Here is a 20043-nt window from a genome sequence, read left to right as displayed (position 1 = left end):
AGTAATGAGATAAGAAATGACATATCGCGATGAAGACCTGAAAATTGCGAAAGCTCAGGCAAGAGAAATATGGAAGATACTTAATTATGTTCGTGGTGCTTCACCTATATCGAACTATCGTTCATTAGCCTATTCAATTTTCTTTATACGTTATCTCCAATCTAATACTGGTCGGCATTTTGAGGCACTGAGATTCGATTCTTTTAATGCTATTGCTCGTTACTCTTCTGAGTTGGTTGAGCATGCTGTTCATATAGGATTAATTCATCGTGATGTATCTAATTTCCTTTGTGATTACTTAGAAAACACATTACGTTCATTCGACAACATTGATGAGTCTTTTGTTCGTCATGCAATCAGAGACGGGCTATTAAATAGAAGCGCTTCCATAGCGTCACTTTCTCTATCTGAATTAGATTTACTCTTTGCTGAGAATGAAGGTAAATCAGGAAGTGAGTTTTACACTCCCAAAGATGTGAACCAATTGGTCACTGCGCTCGGGTTGCGTTATCAACCAAAGTCAGTGTGTGACCCATTTGCAGGGGCTGGAAACACAGCGTTTTCTTTTTTCAATGTAAGTAAAGAAAGAGTTTGTATAGATACTCAAGAAGTCAACAAGGACGCTTATTTTCAACTAATCATAAGCCGATTAATCAGGGGCATACAAGGTAGAGACTTTTTTGGAGACTCCTTATCGCAGCCTACCTATCAGGAAAATGAATACGATCTAATTGTTTCCTTTCCACCTTTTGGAATGAAAATCCCCAAATCATCTCGTGAAAATATTTATTATTCAATGCGTAATGAGTGGCTAGATGTAGCCGGTATTCTGCCAGAGAGTAGAAGTGATTGGTTTATAACGCTATCAATGCTGTCAGCTCTTACAGTGAGAGGTAAGTTGTTAGTCGGTATGTCTCTGGGAGCTCTAACGAGAACAGGCTCTGAAGCCAAAGTTCGCGAGTATTTAGTGTCTCAAGGTGTTATCGAACAGGTCATTTTATTACCTAAAAACATCCATTACTCGACGTCAATTCCGACAGTGCTTCTTGTCCTCAATTCGGGGGGCGAAAATCATAACCACAGAAGCGTCAAGTTTGTCGATGCTTCGTTGTTTTATGAGCCAGCTCGAGGTCGAAATGTTCTCTCACCCGACAATATAACAGCGATTGTTGAGGCTTGTGACAATGACGGCCGATTTAGTGTTAGCTTGCCCCCTCGGCAGATAGCAGAAAGACAATTTAACTTAGATCCTTCTCTTTACGTACGCAAAGACCTCAAAGTTAGTGAAGTTTCTGTAAGCAACTTTAGGGGATACACGGATTTTAAAGTGCCAATGCATTCTTCTCTGAATGTCTTGGTTGGTGAAAATGGTGCCGGTAAAACTTCAATTTTAGAAGCGGTGGCTTGTGGTCTTGGTCCTTTTCTTACCGCTATGCCTGATGCAAAGGGAAAGCTGATAAAAAAATCGGATATTCATGTTAGTTCAAACGGGGTTGCGAGCCATGCTCGTATAGCGATTGAGACAACATCAAGTTTGAGTTGGGACCTTGTAGCTAAAGGTGCGGGGACTTCAGAGCCTCCGAAGATAGGAACGGCAGCATTAACTGGCTATGCCAGTCAGTTGGTTGATAGCCAATCTGAGTTTCCATTGATCGCCTACTATGGAACAAGTCGCGCCCTCACCCCAACAAGTTCTAAAGTAGCAATAAACCCCTTCGAAAAAGATATTCGTGGCGAAGGTTATGACTCTGCTCTAGATGCTAAGGTGAACTACGGCATTATAAAAAACTGGTTCTCGAAAATTGAAGTAGATGAACTTCGAAAGCGTGATGAGCTAAAACAACACAAGTTTATCCACCCGGCAAAGAGACTTGTCTCTGAAGCTGTTTATCAGATTGTAGAGCGAGCAACGAGCATAGAATTTGATAAAAACAGCAATGATGTTGTGGTGCATTGGAAAAATGAGAAGGATGAGTGTGTACAGCTTACCTTAGAGCAGCTAAGCGAAGGCTATAGAAATATGGTCGCTTTAACAATCGACTTAGTACGACGTGCCTATTTACTTAACCCTGCCAGTAATAACCCATTAGCAGTGAATGGGATTGTTCTAATCGATGAAATTGAGCTTCACCTACACCCAAGATGGCAGCAGAAAGTTCTAAATGATCTTACAAGCTTGTTTAAGAATATCCAATTTATTGTTACTACGCATAGTCCTCAAGTACTTACCACTGTTCATGCAGAATCAATCCGAATTGTTTCTGCCGATGAAAGTGAAGCAAAACTATTAACAGGAACTAGTACTTATGGCTCTGAAAGTACAAGAATGTTGGAAGATGTCTTGGGAGGCAATATTCGACCTCAACACATTGATATTGTCAAAAAGCTAAATCGTTATACGGAATTGGTAGAAGCTGATCAATGGGATACAGATGAAGCGTTAGAGCTTAAAACTGTTCTATATCGATGGGGTGGGCAGACAGAAGCTGAACTTCAAAAATTAGAAACTGATATTCGTATTCGTGAGTTTGAGCGGGACAATGAAAACCATCAATAAAGGAGCGGAACCAAACCGACTGGGTGTATTCAGAGCAGCAAACCCTGACGCTTTGTGGGATAAAGATAAAAAAGACAATGAATTAATTGGCGAAACTTTCCGCTGTTGCGGTGCAAGATATCATGAAACACAGCAACAACTACGGACGGACCAAGGCAATTTATGTGCATATTGTGAACAGGATTTATTGTCAGGAACAAACGGAGCTCTAGATGACTGCCGCATCGAGCATTTTCACCCAAAATCGAAACGCGAGCAGGGAGAGCTTAACTGGGGGTTAGATTGGGCTAACTTACTAGTTGTTTGCTGTGGTGGAAATCAAAGCAAAGTTGTTGAGCCTGAGCAGAGGTTCGATACTGATCGGAAAAACTATTCTTGTGATGTACCAAAAGATGACAAAATTCTGGATGCGATTATCTTCAACCCGTTACATTTACCAGATGTAAATATTTGGAAGTTTTACCGTTCGACAGGTTTGATTGATGTAAACGAAAGGGTTTGTGAAGCTCAAGGGCTAGACGCTGAAATGGCGCGCCAAACAATTAAAGAACTAAATTTAAACTCTCCTCGGTTAATGAGAGCTCGAAAAGTGATTCTTGAAGACCTCAATAGTCGAATCACAGAAAGGGTGCGACGTGGTCTAACGATAGAGCAAGCTAGTAGTTCGTTAGCCGAATCTGTTCTTAGGAAAAATAGAGCCGGGGACTGGCCATCGTTTTTTAGTGCGACTCGCTCCTATTTAGGTCGTTCGGCAGAGGCTGTTTTAGTTCAGCCTCTTTAAACAATTTTCAACTGCTTAGTCCCAGTAACAGAAAGGCTGCCTTTGGCGGCCTCTTCTATATGCTCGCTCCACCAGCTCATCATTGGGCGGCGGCGTTCAAGGTAGTCAGTTCGGTTATAGGCGCTACGCACTTGGTTATCATCAACGTGTGCCAGTGACGCTTCGATTAAGTCACGGTCAAAGCCTTGTTCATTGAGTGTAGTACTTGCGAGAGACCGCAGACCGTGGCTAACCAATCTCCCCGCAAAACCCATACGTTTTAGAGCCATATTTGCCGTTTGGCTGTTACATGGTTTCTTCGGATCGCGATCTGAAGGAAATATGTATTCACGGTGGCCGCTTATCGGCTTAATTACTTCTAATAGCGCCAGCATCTGCTCTGTGAGCGGGATGCGGTGCTCTCTTCTTTTTTTCATTCTTTCGGCTGGAATGGTCCATATCTTTTCTTCCCACTCAATCTCATCCCATCTAGCGCCTGCGGCTTCAGAAGGACGAGTCATAGTGTGTAGTTGCCACTCGATTAAACAACGAGTAGTACGCTTTATACTGGCATTGGCGATAGCTCCCATTAGCTCTGGTAACTCATTTGGTGCTAGTGCAGCCATGTTTTCTTTTTTGGGCTTTTTGAAAGCGGCTCGAATACCTGTTAATGGATTAGCTTTTACAAGACCACAGTTTGCCGCGTAGTTCATTATTTCGTTTAAGCGTTGAGATAAGCGTTTAACCGTCTCTAGGCTGCCTTTTGCCTCGATAGGTCTAAGTAGATCAATAACGAGTGGGGCATCGATATCTTTTACTGGCGTATTCGCTATTTGCGGAAATACATGAAGTTCTAGTGAGCGCCAGATATCGACAGCATAGTCTGGAGTGACTTCGTGCTTTTTGAGGTTGAACCAATCTTCAGAGACTTTAGCAAAGGTATGTTCGTAGATTTCTTTGTGAACGAGTTCTTGGCGTTTTCGTTCTTCTTGAGGATCAATCCCCTGAGCTAGTAGCTCTCTGGCTGCCATTGCATTTTTACGAGCATTGGCAAGAGATAAATCTGGATATCTACCTAGGCTAAGGTTTGCTCGTTTTCCTGTAATGGGTTTGTAGTAGTTAAAGATCCACTGTTTTGAACCGTTAGGCTTGATACGTAATCGAAGGCCATCACCATCAAACAAGTTGTATTCTTTATCCTTGGGCTTCGCTGATTTGATATCTTTGTCTGTTAGACGAGTAGTTATTTTTGCCATGTTGGGTACACCAGATTAACTCATTAAAACCAGTGTACCCTGTTGTGTACCCAAAGATCAAAGAAGTAGTGAGACGTCCTTGGATGCTAATGGATGCTAAGTTATTGATTTTTGGTTAGTGTAGGCACAAAAAAAGACGCCCTTGGACGTCTTTAGATGTTGAATTGGTGGAGCTGGCGGGAGTTGAACCCGCGTCCGAAAACCGTTCATCATTGGTACTACATGCTTAGTCGATCTTTAATTTCGCCATCCACCTGCGAACCGACACGCTAATGAATGACTAGCCTGAATTAAAATTCGCCGTTCATCTCTCAGGCGGGAGAATCCGGGCTAGCGCGTTTGGGTTTGATCCCTCGTTATTCCCCGTCTTACGTGCGGAAGCTAGGGCGAGAGAGCTCTTAGCAGGTTATTAAGCTGCTAGTGCGTAGTTTTCGTCGTTTGCGACTATTTTTTTGCGGTTTGTTAACGAGGCCTACCGCACCTCGGCATGCACCTCAGACTTCTGAATTCCCGTCGAATCCTAAATCAGCCCCAGGTAATATTCGCATAGTAACAGAAAAGCATTGGCTGTCTAGTACTATGCGTTTAAGTGGTCAAGATTAACGCAGCGCGCTCTTCATTACGCGTGCTTTTTCTCTTGCCCAGTCTTTTTCTTTTAGATCCGTACGTTTATCGTGCAGCTTTTTACCTTTTGCTACGCCAATTTTTAGTTTCACCCAAGAGCGAGACCAGTACAGTGAGAGGGCCGTTAATGTCATACCTTCACGGTTTACACGTCCGAATAGGTTATCCAGCTCACGACGACTCATTAGTAGTTTACGCACACGTGTAGGGTTCGCCACAACGTGTGTCGATGCCTGATTTAAAGGAGTGATTGTCATGCCACTCACAAAGGCTTCACCGTCACGCATAAATACGTAACTTTCAGAAATATTGGCTTTACCTTGGCGAAGGGCTTTCACTTCCCAACCTTGGAGCTCCAAGCCAGCTTCGATTTCATCATCGATGAAATACTCGTGGCGAGCTTTTTTATTCAGCGCGATAGTATTGCTACCCGCTTTTTGTTTCGTTTTTTTCTTTGCCATAATAGCGTCATTATACGGGTTGGATATCGGATAGGAAATCCTTTTATTTGCGCAATCGTGGAATAAAAGTAAAATTGGCGAGTAGCTTTAAATCTGTACATGTATCGATAGGAGTATGTATGAAGCAAGTCAGCCGTTCTGCGCTTGTGTCTTTTAGCGCCGAACAGATGTTCAATCTGGTTAATGATGTTGCTAAATACCCTGAATTTCTGCCTGGTTGCTCGGGCTCTAGAATCATTGAGTCTTCGGGGAATGGTATGGTGGCTTCTGTCGATGTGGCGAAGGCTGGAATCAGCAAAACGTTTACGACTTCAAATGAGTTGATCCCCGGTCAGGCAATTATGATGAACTTGGTGGATGGCCCGTTTAAGACGTTGCGTGGTGGTTGGATTTTTACCGCGCTAGATGAGCAAGCTTGCAAGGTTGAACTAAAGCTTGAGTTTGAATTCTCAAGTAAAATGATTGAGATGGCCTTCGGTAAGATTTTTAACGAGCTTACTAGTAATATGGTAAATGCATTTACTAAACGCGCAAAACAGGTCTACGAGTGTTATGAGTATTGAGTCAGATATGATTCACGTTGAGGTTGTCTATGCTCTTCCTCATGAACAGCGTGTATTTAACTTAGTGGTAAATAATCACGCAACGGTAGAAGAGATCATTAGACAATCCGGTGTATTGGAGTTGTACCCTGAAATTGATTTGTCCAAGAACAAAGTGGGTGTGTTTAGTCGTAACGTGAAGTTGGATGCGACCGTTCGAGATCGAGATCGAATAGAGATTTATCGTCCGTTACTTGCCGATCCGAAAGAGATTCGCCGTAAACGGGCGGAGCAGGCTAAAGCCGAGGGAAGTGCAGACCCAGTCACCGGTGGCAAGCCTAGTTCTGTACGTAAAAATAAGCAGGATTAATACAAACCCAATAGCTCATGTGAGTTACTCAAAGTTTGACTAACGTGATTTCTATATAATAAAAAACCTCCCAAACGGGAGGTTTTTTTGCAAAAGTCAGTTTACTGAATTTGCTCGTAAAATGCGTCACTTTTTGGAAAGTCACCACTGATGTCTGCGAGTGTGCCTTGGTCATTAAAGTTTACAATCAGATCTTTCTGTACTGGTTCGCCATGGCCAGGAGTATGATGATAGATGTAATACCAAGTGTTTGGATAGCCGTTTTCAATAAGCATTGGCGACCCTAATACGAAGCGAACCTGTGCTTTAGTCATCCCAAACTTTAATTTATCAACCGCACTTTGTTCTACATAGTTGCCTTGGTTGATATCAATACGATAAACCAGTCTTTCCAATACCGAACATCCTGTCAGCAATGTCATTGCTAATGGTACGGCAACTAACCACTTCTTTAATTGCATAATAATTTCTTAGTAACCTTTAAAATACTGCGCTGATAATAAACAAGCTCGACGCAGATGTAAAAAGCTATGCGTCGTATGGTAGACAATCTGACAACGAATTTTGAGTTGAGTTGCATTTATTCACCGATATTAGGCGGTAAATGTCACCACATGACGTATTAGTTAGGTGACGAAGAGCAAATTTCAATCGGAAGTAGGGTGATGGACGCTTTCAGCGGTGAGCCAAGCCTAGTGACTTGTTAGTCGGTTTTGGCGAATTCGCGTAATGCATCACCTGAAAAACGATAATACTCTTTTTCATGAATTAGTGTTGCACCAATTGAGCGGTAAAACTGACCTGCGGTAGGGTTACTACTTTCAGCTGTCCAGTCCAACCTTTGGCATCCACACTTGATCGCCAAAGATGCCAGATACTTCATTAACTTGAGACCAACCCATTTTCCTCGAACCTTCGAAGATACGAACAGATCTTTTAAGTACATCTGCCCTGAGAGTTTTGGGGCAGGGAACATGACGGTATAAGATGCAAAGCCTACGACGTCATCATTATCGTAAACCGCAATGATATTAACGCCAGAATGTTCAGAGAAGACTTGGCTCTTTAGATAATGGACCAGATCGTGTTTTGATGAAGCTTTTTCTTTGAAGTAGTAATGTTCTAACTCAATAAAAATAGGGATGAGATCTAAGCAGTTGGTTTTGTGTATTGCTCTGATATCCATATCTCATCCCTTGTCGATTTATTAAGCGGCGATAAGCAGTTCTTTTGCGTTTGCCAACGTTGAGTCGGTTATTTGACTACCACCAAGTAAGCGAGCTAATTCTGCCACACGTTGTTGTTCATCTAATGCGTGCATTTGGGTTTCGGTTTGGCCTGCTTTGGTTTGCTTAGCAACAAACATTTGTTGATGGCCGCATCCGGCAACTTGAGGGAGGTGAGTGACACACAATACTTGAGTAGATTCGCCAAGCTTGCGTAGCATTTTGCCCACTACGGCAGCTGTTGGGCCACTAATACCTACGTCCACTTCATCGAAGATTAAACTTGGTGTATCTACTTTCTGAGCGGTGATCACTTGGATCGCTAGAGAGATACGTGATAGCTCACCGCCTGACGCAACTTTTGCTATAGGTTGCAATGGTTGTCCCGGGTTGGTCGATACTAAGAAGTACACGCTGTCCATGCCAAGCGGCGATGGGTGCGTGTTGTCATTGCTAACTTCGATACTGAATACTGCTTTCTCCATGCTCAATTCGTGCATGCTTTGTGTGATCAGTTTGTTCAGTTCTTTTGCGTAACGGCTGCGTGATTTGTGCAGTTTTTCTGCTTGTGTTAGAAAGCTTTGGTACTTGTGTTCTACTTCTTGAGCAAGTTCATCTAAACGTTCATCGGAGCAATCTAACGCTTCTACTTGGGCCAGAAGATCTTGATGATGCTGGTAGAGTTCTTCTGGCATTACGTGGTGTTTACGAGCTACAGACATCACTTTAGAAAAACGTTCTTCTACATAAGCCATACGAGCTGGATCAACATCGATGCCATCTAAGTAGCTGCGTAATTCATTCTTCGTTTCTTCAAGTTGAATCATCGCTTCTGACAGCATGTTAGGTAGCTCAGATAGCTTTTCATCTAATTCGGCTAATTGAATTAGGGAGTGATTGGCCGATTGCAAAATACCAAGCGCATTGACTTCTTCACCTTCGTAAATAAGTTCGATGGCTTGCTGACAGGTAGTGGCGAGTTCACCACTGTTGGATAGTCGTTTATGCTCTTGCTCGAGCTCTGCAAATTCTTCTTCACCTAGCGATAACTCATTCAGTTCTTTGATTTGGTATTCAAGCAACTGTTTTTGCGCCTGGTTTTGCTGGCTATTTTCTTTTAGCTGCTTGAGGTTATTATCCGCCTGACGCCAATGCTGGTAAGCACTTCGTGTGCTTTTTAGTAGGTTTAAATGCCCAGCATATTGGTCGAGCATGGCCATTTGGTGCTCACTTTTCATCAATTGATGATGAGCGTGCTGCCCATGGATATTGATAAGTAGCTGCCCTAGAGATTTGAGTTGTGATAGTGGAACAGGGCTGCCATTAATGAAGGCTCTTGAGCGGCCTTCTTTTGTGATAATACGACGCAAAATACACTCACTGCCATCTAGCAGATCGTTATCTTCTAACCAACGTGTTGCATGTAAGTTGTTGTCCAATAAAAAAGCGGCGCTAACTTCGGTTTTCTCTTCACCTTGTCGCACCATGCCGGCATCGGCTCGTCCGCCTAAGCAGAGCCCTAAAGCATCGATAGCAATGGATTTACCCGCGCCTGTTTCACCTGTAATGGTGGTCATGCCCTTAGAAAGCTCGAGTTGTAAAGACTTAACAATCGCAAAATTATTAACACTTAGATGAGCCAGCATTTTATTTACCTGTATAACTGAACAATACTGTATAAGAGAACAGTATATACTGTTTCTTTATACAGTAAAGTCAGGTAAGGAAAATTTTCTTTGTAGGCTGTTTTTTTGTGATGAAGTGGGAAAAATGAGCCGATGTGATTACAACGACTCATTAAAATTGAACAGGTTACGGACGAGTTGGGTTAATCGTTAGTGGTTCTAGTGTGACGACTGCATTCACACCTGCACCTGGGTGATCCACGTATGAAGTGTCTTGCATTAGAGTGTAGTAAACGTCGACGAAGTCATCATCATTCGTGAGTACACCATCGGGGATAGTGTCGATGATCTTGTTCGTGATTTGCGGAATAATCGCGTAAGCCTGAACTTCTGGATCTGGAATCGCTTTCAATACTTCTTCGGCAACTTGAACAAGGAGTTTTGCCAATTGTTTATAGTCTGTGCCGTCATCTTGCTCCATGAGCACAATGTCTGCCGCACCCCAGCGGTAACGAGACCAGTGAATAATGATCTGATTTGGATAGTAATCTTGGTTATCGTAGTCTAAGTATGGAAGCTCCACCAAATCGAGAGTAGGTTCATCACGACTTGGATTGACGCCCGTTACGATAGCGTAGATTTCTGCCTTGCCAGAGATCCAAGGTTCTTTGTCATCGGCTAGACGGATCTTTTTCAACTGCGTGGTTTGAATTGGAGCCGCTTCGCCCACTGCGCTACTTGACAATAGCGGTGTATTTTGGCGTTGTTCATCAGCAATATATGGTTGAACTAAAGCTGGTTGACCGAGTTTTTTCATCTCAGCTTGCATAGCTTGCAAGCCTGCTTTTAGCTCTGCAGAGCTATTGTTATCAACGACAAGTACAGGTACCTCAGGGAGCTGGTAAACATCGAGTTGATGGATGTTGCCATAAACATCAAATGCTTCGATGTATTGCCAATTCTCATCATCACCACTTGGTTCAAATGCAAATAATGGCTCGACCTCACCACTTTGCCATGCTGTTATCATGGCTTCATTTGCCAAGCGAACTTCTAACAACTGATCTGAGTATTCAGAAATACCTTTCCAGCTACGAATTTGAGTGTCAGCTTGTACAAGCTGGCGGCTGAACTCTGAGTTAGGGTTTTGCTTAACAAATGCTGATACAGAAACGTTAGTCTGTTGCGGAGTAATATCTCTTCTCAACATGGGTTCAATGGCAGCATAATTCTCACTCAATTGTTGAGCTAGGGCCCGTTTCGTCTTAGTGATATCTTCCGCTTTTGCGTTGGACACACTGTTGACTTGCGTTTCCTCTGATTGGCAGCCAATAAGTGCTAATGTACTGAGAACAGACAGAATGATGGTTTTCTTCATAATATGTCCTTTATTGATTGTATGAAATAGAGTTAATACTCTATTCATGGTGAGAATATCACCGGACATAGATCATTGAATTTGCTTTTCTATCTTTTGTGTAAAGTTTGCCCACAGGATCAAAATTTATAAGCTTCTCTTTAATGATGACAAATATCGTGTCGCCTCACTACTTTGTGTCTATTTCTTGTCTAAGAAAGCCAAAAGCCAGTAGCAATTGAGCTGCTGGCTTTTTTATTGAAGTTATTACCCTGAGTAACAAGTGTTAGAACAATTTACTAGACCAGCCAAGCTTATTCCGTAAGACGTGATAGTAGCTGTAGTCTTTTGGATGGATGAGCTTTAGTACATTTGGACTTTGATAGATGTGAATTTCGTCGCCAGGGGTAACTGGAAGTGAGACTTGTCCATCACAGCTAACTTCTTGTGTTCCACGGTTTTCTGGTGATACCACCAATTTAATTCGACGCTTTCCATCAACCACCAAAGGTCGACTCGACAATGTATGCGGGAACATTGGCACGAGTGAAATGGCATTCAAGCTAGGAGAAAGAATTGGGCCGCCGCCAGAAAGTGAATATGCCGTCGAGCCAGTCGGAGTGGAGACAATCAAACCGTCGGCCCGTAAAGAGAAGGCGAAGCTTTCATCTATGTACACTTCAAATTCAATCATATGGGCAATTTGCCCTGGGTGAAGTACGGCTTCGTTTAGCGCAGCGTTATGACTCTTTATTTGTCCGTGGCGGTGTACTTCCGCCTCTAAAAGAAAACGCTCCTCTTCAATATACTCACCGTCGAGTACCGCTTGCAGAGACGCTTGGAAGTCGTCTGGGTTCAAGTCAGTTAAGAAGCCCAGATTTCCACGGTTCACGCCTATAACTGGTACATCAAATCGGGATAAAATTCTTGCTGCACCTAGCATGTTGCCATCGCCACCAACCACAATGGCTAGATCGGCATTTTTTCCTAGTTCAACTAAGCTAGCAAACTGACTCTGTGGGATATCATCCAGTATTGCGGCAAGGCGATCGTCAATGAATACTTTATAGCCCTCAGAGGTCAACCATTGGTACAACTCTTTATGAGTTTGAATTGCTTGTTGATCTCTTGGTTTTCCGATAATCGCGATCACGTTACATGGATTTTTCATAGCATTTCCGCATTAAAGAGGCTTGAATCAGGAATCTTCATCCCCATAATAATGGCAAGTCACCTAAATATGCGAATTTTTATGTGGTTAAAGCCCGCAAAAACGCGCATGGCTTTAAGGGCATTATGTTGAATTCTGGAGATATCATGAGCAACGAAGAAAACAAAGTTACAGAAGAAGAGCTTGATCAAATCATCGAAGAGGCTGAAAAAGTAGAAGCTGAAGCACAAGAAGTTGAAGCTGAGCTTGAAGAGCTTGGTGATGAGACAGACGCTAAGATTGCTCAACTAGAAGCGGCACTATTGTCTAGCGAGGCAAAAGTAAAAGAGCAACAAGATGCGGTGTTGCGTTCTAAAGCTGAAGTAGAAAACATGCGTCGTCGCACTGAGCAAGAGATCGATAAAGCACGTAAGTTTGCGTTGAACAAGTTTGCAGAAGAGCTGCTTCCTGTTATTGATAACCTAGAGCGTGCAATTCAAGCGGCAGATACAGAGAATGAAACTGTGAAGCCGTTCCTAGAAGGCGTTGAACTAACACATAAAACGTTTGTAGACGTTGTAGCGAAATTTGGCTTGAAAGCAATCAACCCTGAAGGTGAAGCATTCAATCCAGAGTTCCATCAAGCGATGTCGATTCAGGAGAGCCCTGATCATGAATCAAACACTGTTATGTTTGTTATGCAAAAAGGTTACGAACTAAACGGCCGTGTGATTCGTCCGGCAATGGTAATGGTTGCTAAGTAACTTTAACTGCCTGTTTTTTAAATATAAAAGCGCCCATCATTTTTGATGGGCGCTTTTTTGTTTTAAACATAAATGACTGCATCGAACTTCGTTGTATATCGATAAATGAAAATTTGATCCCCTTCATATTTTTTCCTATTGGTTAATTATTTTCCTATAGGAGATTTTCTCTCATCTCGCTGCGTGTTTATTAACGGAAAGGGCTATAAGTGATTGTAATCATTCGTTGTGTGAATATTTGTTCTGCATAGGAATGTAAATATAGTCATTTTTTCTAAAACAATGTCGTTAACAAAAATGTAAATTATCACTTTATTTTGTAACTTCGGTGTGTATGATTTGCGACTAATGCTTTAAAAGTAAGCATATATAACTACAAAAATGTAAATAGTAAACACAACATATCGGAGATTTATAATGGATAAATCGCTTTCTAGTAAGATTTTTATAGGCTTGTTTGCCGGCCTTGTGCTGGGGACAGCAATTCAGTACTTATTTAGCGGTATTGCGATTTTTGATACATACCTACTTGGAGCAGCAGAAGGTGTTGGCGGCATGTTCGTCTCACTGATCAAATTGCTTGTTGTTCCTTTAGTTTACGTTTCAATCGTATGCGGCATTGTTGACTTGAAAGATATCAGTGCATTTGGTCGTCTTGGTGGAAAAACTTTTACCCTTTACATTCTTAACACCATCATTGCGATTACGGCGGCTTTGACTGTCGGCTTGATCTTCCAGCCAGGAGCGGGCGCTAATCTAGCAGGAACGGTATCTGAGGCTGTACAGCTGACAACGACAGAGACGCCGGACATTTTCTCTTTAGTTGTTAACATTGTTCCTAGCAATCCTGTACAAGCGTTTGCTAGCGGCGACATGCTGCAAATCATCTTTATGGCAATTTTGACGGGGCTTGCAATTCAAGCTTTGGATTCTCGTGGTGGCCCAGCTATTCGCACATTCAAAATGGCAAATGAAATCATGATGAAATTGGTTGGATTAGTGATGAGTCTTGCACCATATGGTGTGTTCGCACTAATGATTCAACTAGGTGCAACGCTAAACGCCAATACATTAATGTCCGTTGCCGGTTACGTGGCTTTGGTGGTTGCGATGTTGGTGTTCTGGATCTTCTTCTTCTACCCAATGGCAGTGAGTATTGCGACAGGAACTTCTCCAAAGACTTTCCTACGTGCAACTCGTGAGCAGATTCTTTTCTCTCTATCTACCGCGAGCTCAAACGCGACTATCCCGGTAACGATGCGCACACTGACAGAAAAGCTTCAGGTCTCTAAATCGGTTGCTGGCTTCGGTGTACCACTGGGCGCAACGATGAATATGTCTGGTGTGTCTATCTATATTGCTCTAGCAACGATGTTTGTTGCGAACGCTTTTGGCCAGCCAATTAACACCGCAGACATCTTCACACTTGGCTTAACTATTCTTCTGTTATCTATTGGTGCTGGCGGCGTTCCTGGGGGCGGCGTGGTAATGGTAGGCGTTTTGCTTCACCAACTAGGTTTACCACCTGAAGGTTTAGCAATCATTGCAGCGGTCGACCGTATAAATGATATGTTCTGTACATCATCTAACGTTGTCGGCGACACGGCAGTGAACACCATTGTTGCAAAAACAGAAGGTGAGATAGGTAAAGAAGAAGGTGTTGATGCTGAGCCTGCTCAAGCGAACGCCTAATACCTTGAATAATTTATTTTAACCCTAATATTGAAGCGAGCTCTTATGAGCTCGTTTTTTATTTAGGAAGAGTCGGACATAAATAAATTTATCTGGGAAATGACGTTTTGTTGCGCTACAGCAGTGTGACGAGTTCCCAATTAATCAGAAAGAAACACATAAATTTCGAAAAAAGACGCTTTTTTTTAATTCTGCCCTTGAAAAGCATTTTGCCGCCCTTATCTATGTGGCATAGAGAAGCAAACATTGATTATTTTTGTTTGTGAGCAAGGGTTGAAACCCGATTCTCCTCCCCCCACATTGGGGTTATAACCAAACGAAAATAGAATTTATTCGGAGATAGCCAGATGGGTAAAATCATTGGTATTGACTTAGGTACTACTAACTCATGTGTTGCTGTATTAGACGGCGACAAACCACGTGTAATTGAAAACGCAGAGGGCGAACGTACTACTGCATCGGTTATTGCTTACACTGACGGTGAGACGCTAGTAGGTCAACCAGCGAAACGTCAAGCAGTAACTAACCCAGAAAACACGCTATTTGCAATTAAGCGTCTAATCGGTCGTCGTTTTGAAGACGAAGAAGTTCAGCGTGACATCGAAATCATGCCTTACAAAATCGTTAAGGCTGACAACGGTGATGCTTGGGTAGAAGCGAAAGGCCAAAAAATGGCAGCTCCTCAGGTTTCTGCTGAAGTTCTTAAGAAAATGAAGAAAACTGCTGAAGACTTCCTTGGTGAGGAAGTAACTGGCGCAGTTATCACAGTACCTGCTTACTTTAACGATGCTCAGCGTCAAGCGACAAAAGATGCTGGCCGTATCGCAGGTCTAGAAGTTAAACGTATCATCAACGAACCAACAGCAGCTGCGCTAGCTTACGGTCTTGATAAGAAAGGCGGCGATCGCACTATCGCGGTATACGACCTTGGTGGTGGTACATTCGATATTTCAATCATCGAAATCGATGAAGTTGAAGGCGAGAAAACATTCGAAGTTCTAGCAACTAACGGTGATACTCACCTAGGTGGTGAAGACTTTGATAACCGTCTAATCAACTACTTGGTTGATGAGTTCAACAAAGAGCAAGGCATCAACCTTAAAAACGACCCACTAGCAATGCAGCGTGTTAAAGAAGCAGCAGAGAAAGCGAAAATCGAGCTTTCTTCTACTTCTCAAACAGACGTAAACCTACCTTACGTTACTGCAGATGCAACTGGTCCTAAGCACATGAACATTAAAGTGACTCGTGCAAAACTAGAATCTCTAGTTGAAGACCTAGTACAACGCTCTCTTGAGCCATTAAAAGTAGCTCTAGCTGACGCTGACCTATCAGTAAACGACATCACTGACGTAATCCTAGTTGGTGGTCAGACTCGTATGCCAATGGTTCAAGCGAAAGTTGCTGAGTTCTTTGGTAAAGAAGCGCGCCGTGACGTAAACCCTGACGAAGCAGTAGCAATGGGTGCTGCAGTTCAAGGTGGTGTACTTGCTGGTGACGTTAAAGACGTACTACTACTAGACGTAACTCCACTGTCTCTAGGTATCGAGACAATGGGTGGCGTGATGACTAAGTTAGTTGAGAAGAACACAACTATCCCAACTAAAGCGAACCAAGTTTTCTCTACAGCGGAAGACAACCAGAGCGCGGTAACTATCCACGTTCTACAAGGTGAGCGTAAGCAAGCGATGTACAACAAGTCTCTAGGCCAATTTAACCTAGAAGGCATCCAGCCTGCACCACGTGGTATGCCACAAATCGAGGTTACGTTTGACCTTGATGCGGATGGTATCCTACACGTGTCTGCGAAAGACAAGCAGACTGGTAAAGAGCAGAAGATCACTATCCAAGCTTCTGGCGGTCTAAGCGATGAAGACATCGAGAAAATGGTTCAAGAAGCAGAAGCTAACAAAGAAGCGGACAAGAAGTTCGAAGAGCTAGCGACTGCACGTAACCAAGCTGACCAAATGATTCACGGTACTCGTAAGCAAGTAGAAGAAGCTGGTGAAGCGCTACCTGCAGAAGAGAAAGAGAAGATTGAAGCAGCAATTTCTGAGCTAGAAACAGCACGTAAAGGCGAAGACAAAGAAGCTATCGATGCTAAAGTTCAAGCACTAATGACTGCTTCTCAAAAGCTGATGGAAATCGCTCAACAACAAGCTCAAGCGCAGCAAGCACAAGGTGCTGACGCAGGTGCACAGTCTAAAGAAGACGACGTTGTAGATGCTGAGTTCGAAGAAGTTAAAGACGACAAGAAATAATATTTCTTAACCAGATGGCTGCATAGCCATCTGGGGTCGATAAGACTTCGTGTGCGGGCGTTTGGGGCAACTCTTACGCCCGTCTGTTTGTAAACGCTGTCTTTCTAGTTAAGTATGTTGCAGACAAGTGCACTTACCTAGAACGATACAAACACCAAGCGGTGAATCGATGCCGTTTGTAGTAATTAACTGGTGACGAAGAACATGTCAAAACGTGATTTTTACGAAGTATTAGGCGTAAGCCGTGATGCCTCAGAGCGCGATATCAAAAAGGCGTATAAGCGTCTAGCGATGAAATTCCACCCAGACCGAAACCAGGGTGATGATTCTGCGGCGGACAAGTTTAAAGAAGTAAAAGAAGCGTACGAAGTTCTGACCGACCCTCAAAAGAAAGCGGCGTACGACCAATACGGTCATGCTGCTTTTGAACAAGGCGGCGGTGGTTTCGGTGGCGGCGGCTTTGGCGGCGGCGGTGCTGATTTCGGCGACATCTTTGGCGATGTATTCGGTGACATCTTTGGTGGTGGTCGTCGTGGCGGTGGTGGCCACCGTGCCCAGCGAGGTGCTGACCTACGTTACAACATGGAATTGACGCTAGAAGAAGCGGTTCGTGGTGTAACGAAGGAGATCGAAGTACCGACACTAGTACACTGTGATACTTGTGATGGTAGTGGCGCGAAGAAAGGTTCATCTGCTGAAACATGTGGTACCTGTCATGGTCATGGTCAAGTACAGATGCGCCAAGGCTTCTTCGCAGTGCAGCAAACCTGTCCTACCTGTCACGGTAAAGGTAAAATCATTAAAGACCCTTGTAATGAGTGTCATGGTCAAGGTCGTAAGCAGAAAACAAAAACACTTAATGTTAAGATCCCTGCAGGTGTTGATACTGGCGACCGTATTCGTCTATCTGGCGAAGGTGAAGCGGGAGAAATGGGAGCACCTGCTGGCGACTTGTATGTACAAGTGCACGTGAAAGAGCACCATATCTTCGAGCGTGATGGCAACAACCTATACTGTGAAGTGCCAGTAAGCTTTGCGATGGCAGCTCTAGGTGGTGAAGTTGAAGTACCAACCCTAGATGGTCGCGTAAGCCTAAAAGTGCCTTCAGAAACGCAAACAGGTCGTATGTTCCGTATGCGTGGTAAAGGTGTGAAAGGCGTTCGCGGTGGCGGTGTTGGTGATCTTATTGTTAAGTTGGTTGTTGAAACACCAGTAAACCTAAGCTCACGCCAAAAAGAACTGCTCAAAGAGTTTGAAGAGTCTTGTGGTGGTGAAGCGGCGACAAAGCACAAGCCTAAATCAGAAGGCTTTTTCAACGGTGTGAAAAAGTTCTTTGATGATTTAACCAGCTAAGACGTTAGTGAAAAGCACAAATACAAAGGCCTGCTAAAATGCAGGCCTTTTTGCATCTCGGTGTTCTTCCTAATTCCAGCAATCACTTGGTTCTTCGACATTTGTTGACGTTAAAGTAATCGTTTTAGAACCAGTCAAGCACTCGTCGTCGTCTTGTCCCAGAGACGATTTTGCTGTTGCTGTAATGGTATAGGCCGTACTTGCAGAGCTCGCAATATCGAAAGAAAATCTATTTGTGTCTGAGTCACATAGAGTGCATGTGCCTCCAGAGAGAATATGACTCCAGTCGTACCCACCATCATAAGATGTCTCTAGCTCTAGCTGAATTCGATTAAGATCGCTCAAGGCAACCGTCCTATGAGACTTGATTACATGATTAGTGTAAGAAGGGTAGGCGATCGCAGCAATGATCCCGACAATCACGACAGCTATCAGTAATTCGATCAATGTCATCCCTCTCAATCCTTTTTTGTAGCCGTTACAACGAGAAATTCGAATCATCACGAGTAGTTTCCTTTTCACTTTTCCGCCTATTTTTGGCAGGTGATAGCATCTGTGCAAGATGAATTACGGCCCTTTTGCCGTTTACATAGGAATTTGGGAAATGCCTCGCGGGTTTACGTTGTTGGAGCTTCTTATTACTGTTGCTGTACTGAGTATTATATTGGCGTTTGCAGCTCCAAGCTTTAGCCGTGTTTCACAAACTGTGCAAATGCAGCGATTAGCAACTGAATTAGCTGGTTTTCTAAGCCAAAGTAAGTCCGAGGCGGTAATGAGAAATCAAAAGTTATATATTCATTTCTCTATGGCTAAAAACGTCGTTGTCAGTCAAGGTGCATGGTCTCTACAGTTAACTAACTCATCTAGCGGCTCAGGGGGAGTAATCTTAAACCTTTCCGGCTCCGCATACTCTGAATTATCTTTGAAGCACAGTTACGATAATCAAAAAATAAGCTTCGATGAGGTCCGTGGACGGCCCCAAGGAGGAAATATAGAGTTTTTCCCAACCAATGCTCAAAACATAAAACTACAAGCAAAGATCTCAAACCCTCCTGGGAGGATTAAGATTTGTAGTAACTCTGGAACTAAGTTATATGATTACCGTCAGTGCTAACAAACGCTATCAAATAGGTAGCTCTTTAATTGAATTAATGATTAGTTCTTTAATTGGGTTAATTGTTCTTAGTGTAGTGGGCTCTATATTCTTGAGTTTACAAAAAACAGCAAAAGAAAAAAGCTTAGAGCTAAATTTATTGCAAAGTCTTAATATCACTTTATCTGTTATGAAAGAAGATATTCAAAGGGCTGGTTATGATGGTGGTCATGGTATGTCTCTTAAATTATCCGGAGCCTTGGAAACAATTACAATCAGTGGTGCATCTTCTATTGGTTTTGTTTATTTTAGAGATGACTCTCCGCTAAATAAAAACTATAGAAATATTAAGTATGAGAAGCGAGATAGCAAACTTGTAATCTGTGAAAATGGCGTAGTATCCCAAACCAAAATACTGTCTTTTGATGGTGTGGATTTTTGTCGTTCTTTATTTGATGAAGATATTTTTCAAGTGACGAGTTTTACAGTAAATTCTGATGTCGTAACGAATGGCACAAATATTAGCGCTGTAACGGATGTTACTTTGGCTTTACAAACTGTAGATGGCGTAATTAATCAAGTTGCAGAATTTTCAATTAAGCAAAGGAATTGGCAATGAGATCTAAATTTGGATGTTCTGGGTACACGACGTTGTTAGTAACATCCATACTATTATTGTTTGCTTTGATTACATCTCTCGCATCATCAAAGGGAGTATTTTTTCAATTAAAAGTGGCTCAGAATGAACTAAAAGCTCGACAAGAACATTGGAAGGCTGAAGGAGGACTGGAATGTGCTTTTGCACAAATAAAGGAGAAGATGTTAGTTCTTCCTCCTTCCGGAACAATTACTTTACTAGGCTGTACAGTATCTACTGGCTTTGTTGCGTAATTCGATGGAACTAAATCAGGAAGTTACGATCTGATCGGTTACATCAGTTAATCATCGTAGC

General features: G+C 42.9%; 19 protein-coding genes and 1 other RNA gene. 11 read left to right on the top strand and 9 right to left on the bottom strand.

The window, feature by feature from the left end:
- The first annotated feature begins 16 nt into the window (after positions 1 to 16).
- Positions 17 to 2557 carry an N-6 DNA methylase gene (locus R7O12_RS13475; RefSeq protein WP_318125946.1) on the top strand — a complete coding sequence of 847 codons (2541 nt, stop codon included), beginning with the start codon at positions 17 to 19 and terminating at the stop codon, positions 2555 to 2557.
- A complete protein-coding gene (locus tag R7O12_RS13470; RefSeq protein ID WP_203480492.1) occupies positions 2541 to 3338 on the top strand; it encodes a retron system putative HNH endonuclease in 798 nt (265 codons plus the stop codon). Before R7O12_RS13475 ends, R7O12_RS13470 begins: the two co-directional genes overlap by 17 nt.
- Here the strand turns inward: R7O12_RS13470 and R7O12_RS13465 are convergent.
- The 3 genes from R7O12_RS13465 to smpB all read right to left on the bottom strand — a co-directional run bounded on the left by R7O12_RS13465 (position 3335) and on the right by smpB (position 5658).
- Positions 3335 to 4573 (bottom strand): integrase domain-containing protein, encoded by a 1239-nt coding sequence (locus R7O12_RS13465; protein ID WP_318125941.1) that lies wholly within the window; start codon positions 4571 to 4573, stop codon positions 3335 to 3337. The two genes, R7O12_RS13470 and R7O12_RS13465, sit on opposite strands and share 4 nt — an antisense overlap.
- 165 nt (positions 4574 to 4738) lie before the next feature.
- Positions 4739 to 5106, bottom strand: a transfer-messenger RNA (tmRNA) gene (gene ssrA, locus R7O12_RS13460).
- A 66-nt stretch (positions 5107 to 5172) separates the two neighbouring features.
- The gene (gene smpB / locus R7O12_RS13455) at positions 5173 to 5658 is read right to left on the bottom strand and encodes an SsrA-binding protein SmpB (RefSeq protein WP_005381642.1); all 486 of its coding nucleotides are present in this window, start codon (positions 5656 to 5658) and stop codon (positions 5173 to 5175) included.
- Positions 5659 to 5777: 119 nt separating this feature from the next.
- On the opposite strand from smpB, the gene R7O12_RS13450 reads away from it, so the two are divergent.
- Both R7O12_RS13450 and R7O12_RS13445 read left to right on the top strand, forming a co-directional pair.
- A complete protein-coding gene (locus tag R7O12_RS13450; protein WP_005381641.1) occupies positions 5778 to 6221 on the top strand; it encodes an SRPBCC family protein in 444 nt (147 codons plus the stop codon).
- Positions 6211 to 6570 carry an RnfH family protein gene (locus tag R7O12_RS13445; RefSeq protein ID WP_005381640.1) on the top strand — a complete coding sequence of 120 codons (360 nt, stop codon included), beginning with the start codon at positions 6211 to 6213 and terminating at the stop codon, positions 6568 to 6570. Before R7O12_RS13450 ends, R7O12_RS13445 begins: the two co-directional genes overlap by 11 nt.
- A 101-nt stretch (positions 6571 to 6671) precedes the next feature.
- On the opposite strand, the gene bamE is transcribed toward R7O12_RS13445, so the two are convergent.
- The 5 genes from bamE to nadK all read right to left on the bottom strand — a co-directional run bounded on the left by bamE (position 6672) and on the right by nadK (position 11949).
- Positions 6672 to 7031 carry an outer membrane protein assembly factor BamE gene (gene bamE / locus R7O12_RS13440; protein WP_017820585.1) on the bottom strand — a complete coding sequence of 120 codons (360 nt, stop codon included), beginning with the start codon at positions 7029 to 7031 and terminating at the stop codon, positions 6672 to 6674.
- Positions 7032 to 7273: 242 nt separating this feature from the next.
- Entirely contained in the window at positions 7274 to 7756 is a 483-nt protein-coding gene (locus R7O12_RS13435) for a GNAT family N-acetyltransferase (protein ID WP_318104969.1), read from the bottom strand.
- Between the two features lie 21 nt (positions 7757 to 7777).
- Positions 7778 to 9442 carry a DNA repair protein RecN gene (gene recN, locus R7O12_RS13430; RefSeq protein WP_318104967.1) on the bottom strand — a complete coding sequence of 555 codons (1665 nt, stop codon included), beginning with the start codon at positions 9440 to 9442 and terminating at the stop codon, positions 7778 to 7780.
- A gap of 166 nt (positions 9443 to 9608) precedes the next feature.
- Positions 9609 to 10799, bottom strand: coding sequence for a DUF3103 domain-containing protein (locus R7O12_RS13425; protein ID WP_005383752.1), 1191 nt, complete (start codon positions 10797 to 10799; stop codon positions 9609 to 9611).
- A gap of 265 nt (positions 10800 to 11064) precedes the next feature.
- The gene (gene nadK / locus R7O12_RS13420) at positions 11065 to 11949 is read right to left on the bottom strand and encodes an NAD(+) kinase (protein ID WP_005381631.1); all 885 of its coding nucleotides are present in this window, start codon (positions 11947 to 11949) and stop codon (positions 11065 to 11067) included.
- Between the two features lie 146 nt (positions 11950 to 12095).
- Between nadK and grpE the strand changes: the two genes are divergently transcribed.
- The 4 genes from grpE to dnaJ all read left to right on the top strand — a co-directional run bounded on the left by grpE (position 12096) and on the right by dnaJ (position 17998).
- Positions 12096 to 12692 (top strand): nucleotide exchange factor GrpE, encoded by a 597-nt coding sequence (gene grpE / locus R7O12_RS13415; protein WP_021034134.1) that lies wholly within the window; start codon positions 12096 to 12098, stop codon positions 12690 to 12692.
- 417 nt (positions 12693 to 13109) lie between these two features.
- Entirely contained in the window at positions 13110 to 14384 is a 1275-nt protein-coding gene (locus R7O12_RS13410; protein WP_005381625.1) for a dicarboxylate/amino acid:cation symporter, read from the top strand.
- Between the two features lie 347 nt (positions 14385 to 14731).
- Positions 14732 to 16645 (top strand): molecular chaperone DnaK, encoded by a 1914-nt coding sequence (dnaK, locus tag R7O12_RS13405; RefSeq protein WP_005381623.1) that lies wholly within the window; start codon positions 14732 to 14734, stop codon positions 16643 to 16645.
- A gap of 204 nt (positions 16646 to 16849) precedes the next feature.
- Positions 16850 to 17998, top strand: a complete 1149-nt coding sequence (gene dnaJ / locus R7O12_RS13400; RefSeq protein ID WP_005381620.1) for a molecular chaperone DnaJ — start codon at positions 16850 to 16852, stop codon at positions 17996 to 17998.
- A 69-nt stretch (positions 17999 to 18067) separates the two neighbouring features.
- Here dnaJ and R7O12_RS13395 read toward each other — a convergent pair whose 3' ends face one another.
- Positions 18068 to 18499 carry a type IV pilin protein gene (locus R7O12_RS13395; protein WP_205391100.1) on the bottom strand — a complete coding sequence of 144 codons (432 nt, stop codon included), beginning with the start codon at positions 18497 to 18499 and terminating at the stop codon, positions 18068 to 18070.
- A 103-nt stretch (positions 18500 to 18602) separates the two neighbouring features.
- Between R7O12_RS13395 and R7O12_RS13390 the strand changes: the two genes are divergently transcribed.
- From R7O12_RS13390 to R7O12_RS13380, 3 genes are read left to right on the top strand one after another with little or no spacing between them, the layout of a single operon-like run.
- Complete coding sequence (locus R7O12_RS13390; RefSeq protein WP_064369022.1) at positions 18603 to 19112, top strand: GspH/FimT family pseudopilin; 510 nt, start codon at positions 18603 to 18605, stop codon at positions 19110 to 19112.
- Positions 19093 to 19710 (top strand): PilW family protein, encoded by a 618-nt coding sequence (locus R7O12_RS13385; protein WP_206954188.1) that lies wholly within the window; start codon positions 19093 to 19095, stop codon positions 19708 to 19710. The genes R7O12_RS13390 and R7O12_RS13385 overlap by 20 nt, the downstream gene beginning before the upstream one ends.
- Complete coding sequence (locus R7O12_RS13380; RefSeq protein WP_411913082.1) at positions 19707 to 19982, top strand: hypothetical protein; 276 nt, start codon at positions 19707 to 19709, stop codon at positions 19980 to 19982. Before R7O12_RS13385 ends, R7O12_RS13380 begins: the two co-directional genes overlap by 4 nt.
- The last annotated feature ends 61 nt before the right edge of the window (positions 19983 to 20043 follow it).

The sequence above is a fragment of the Vibrio sp. Vb1574 genome (assembly GCF_033338675.1).
The sequence above is the reverse complement of the archived record's forward strand: the minus strand, read 5'-3'. Positions and strand labels throughout refer to the sequence as shown.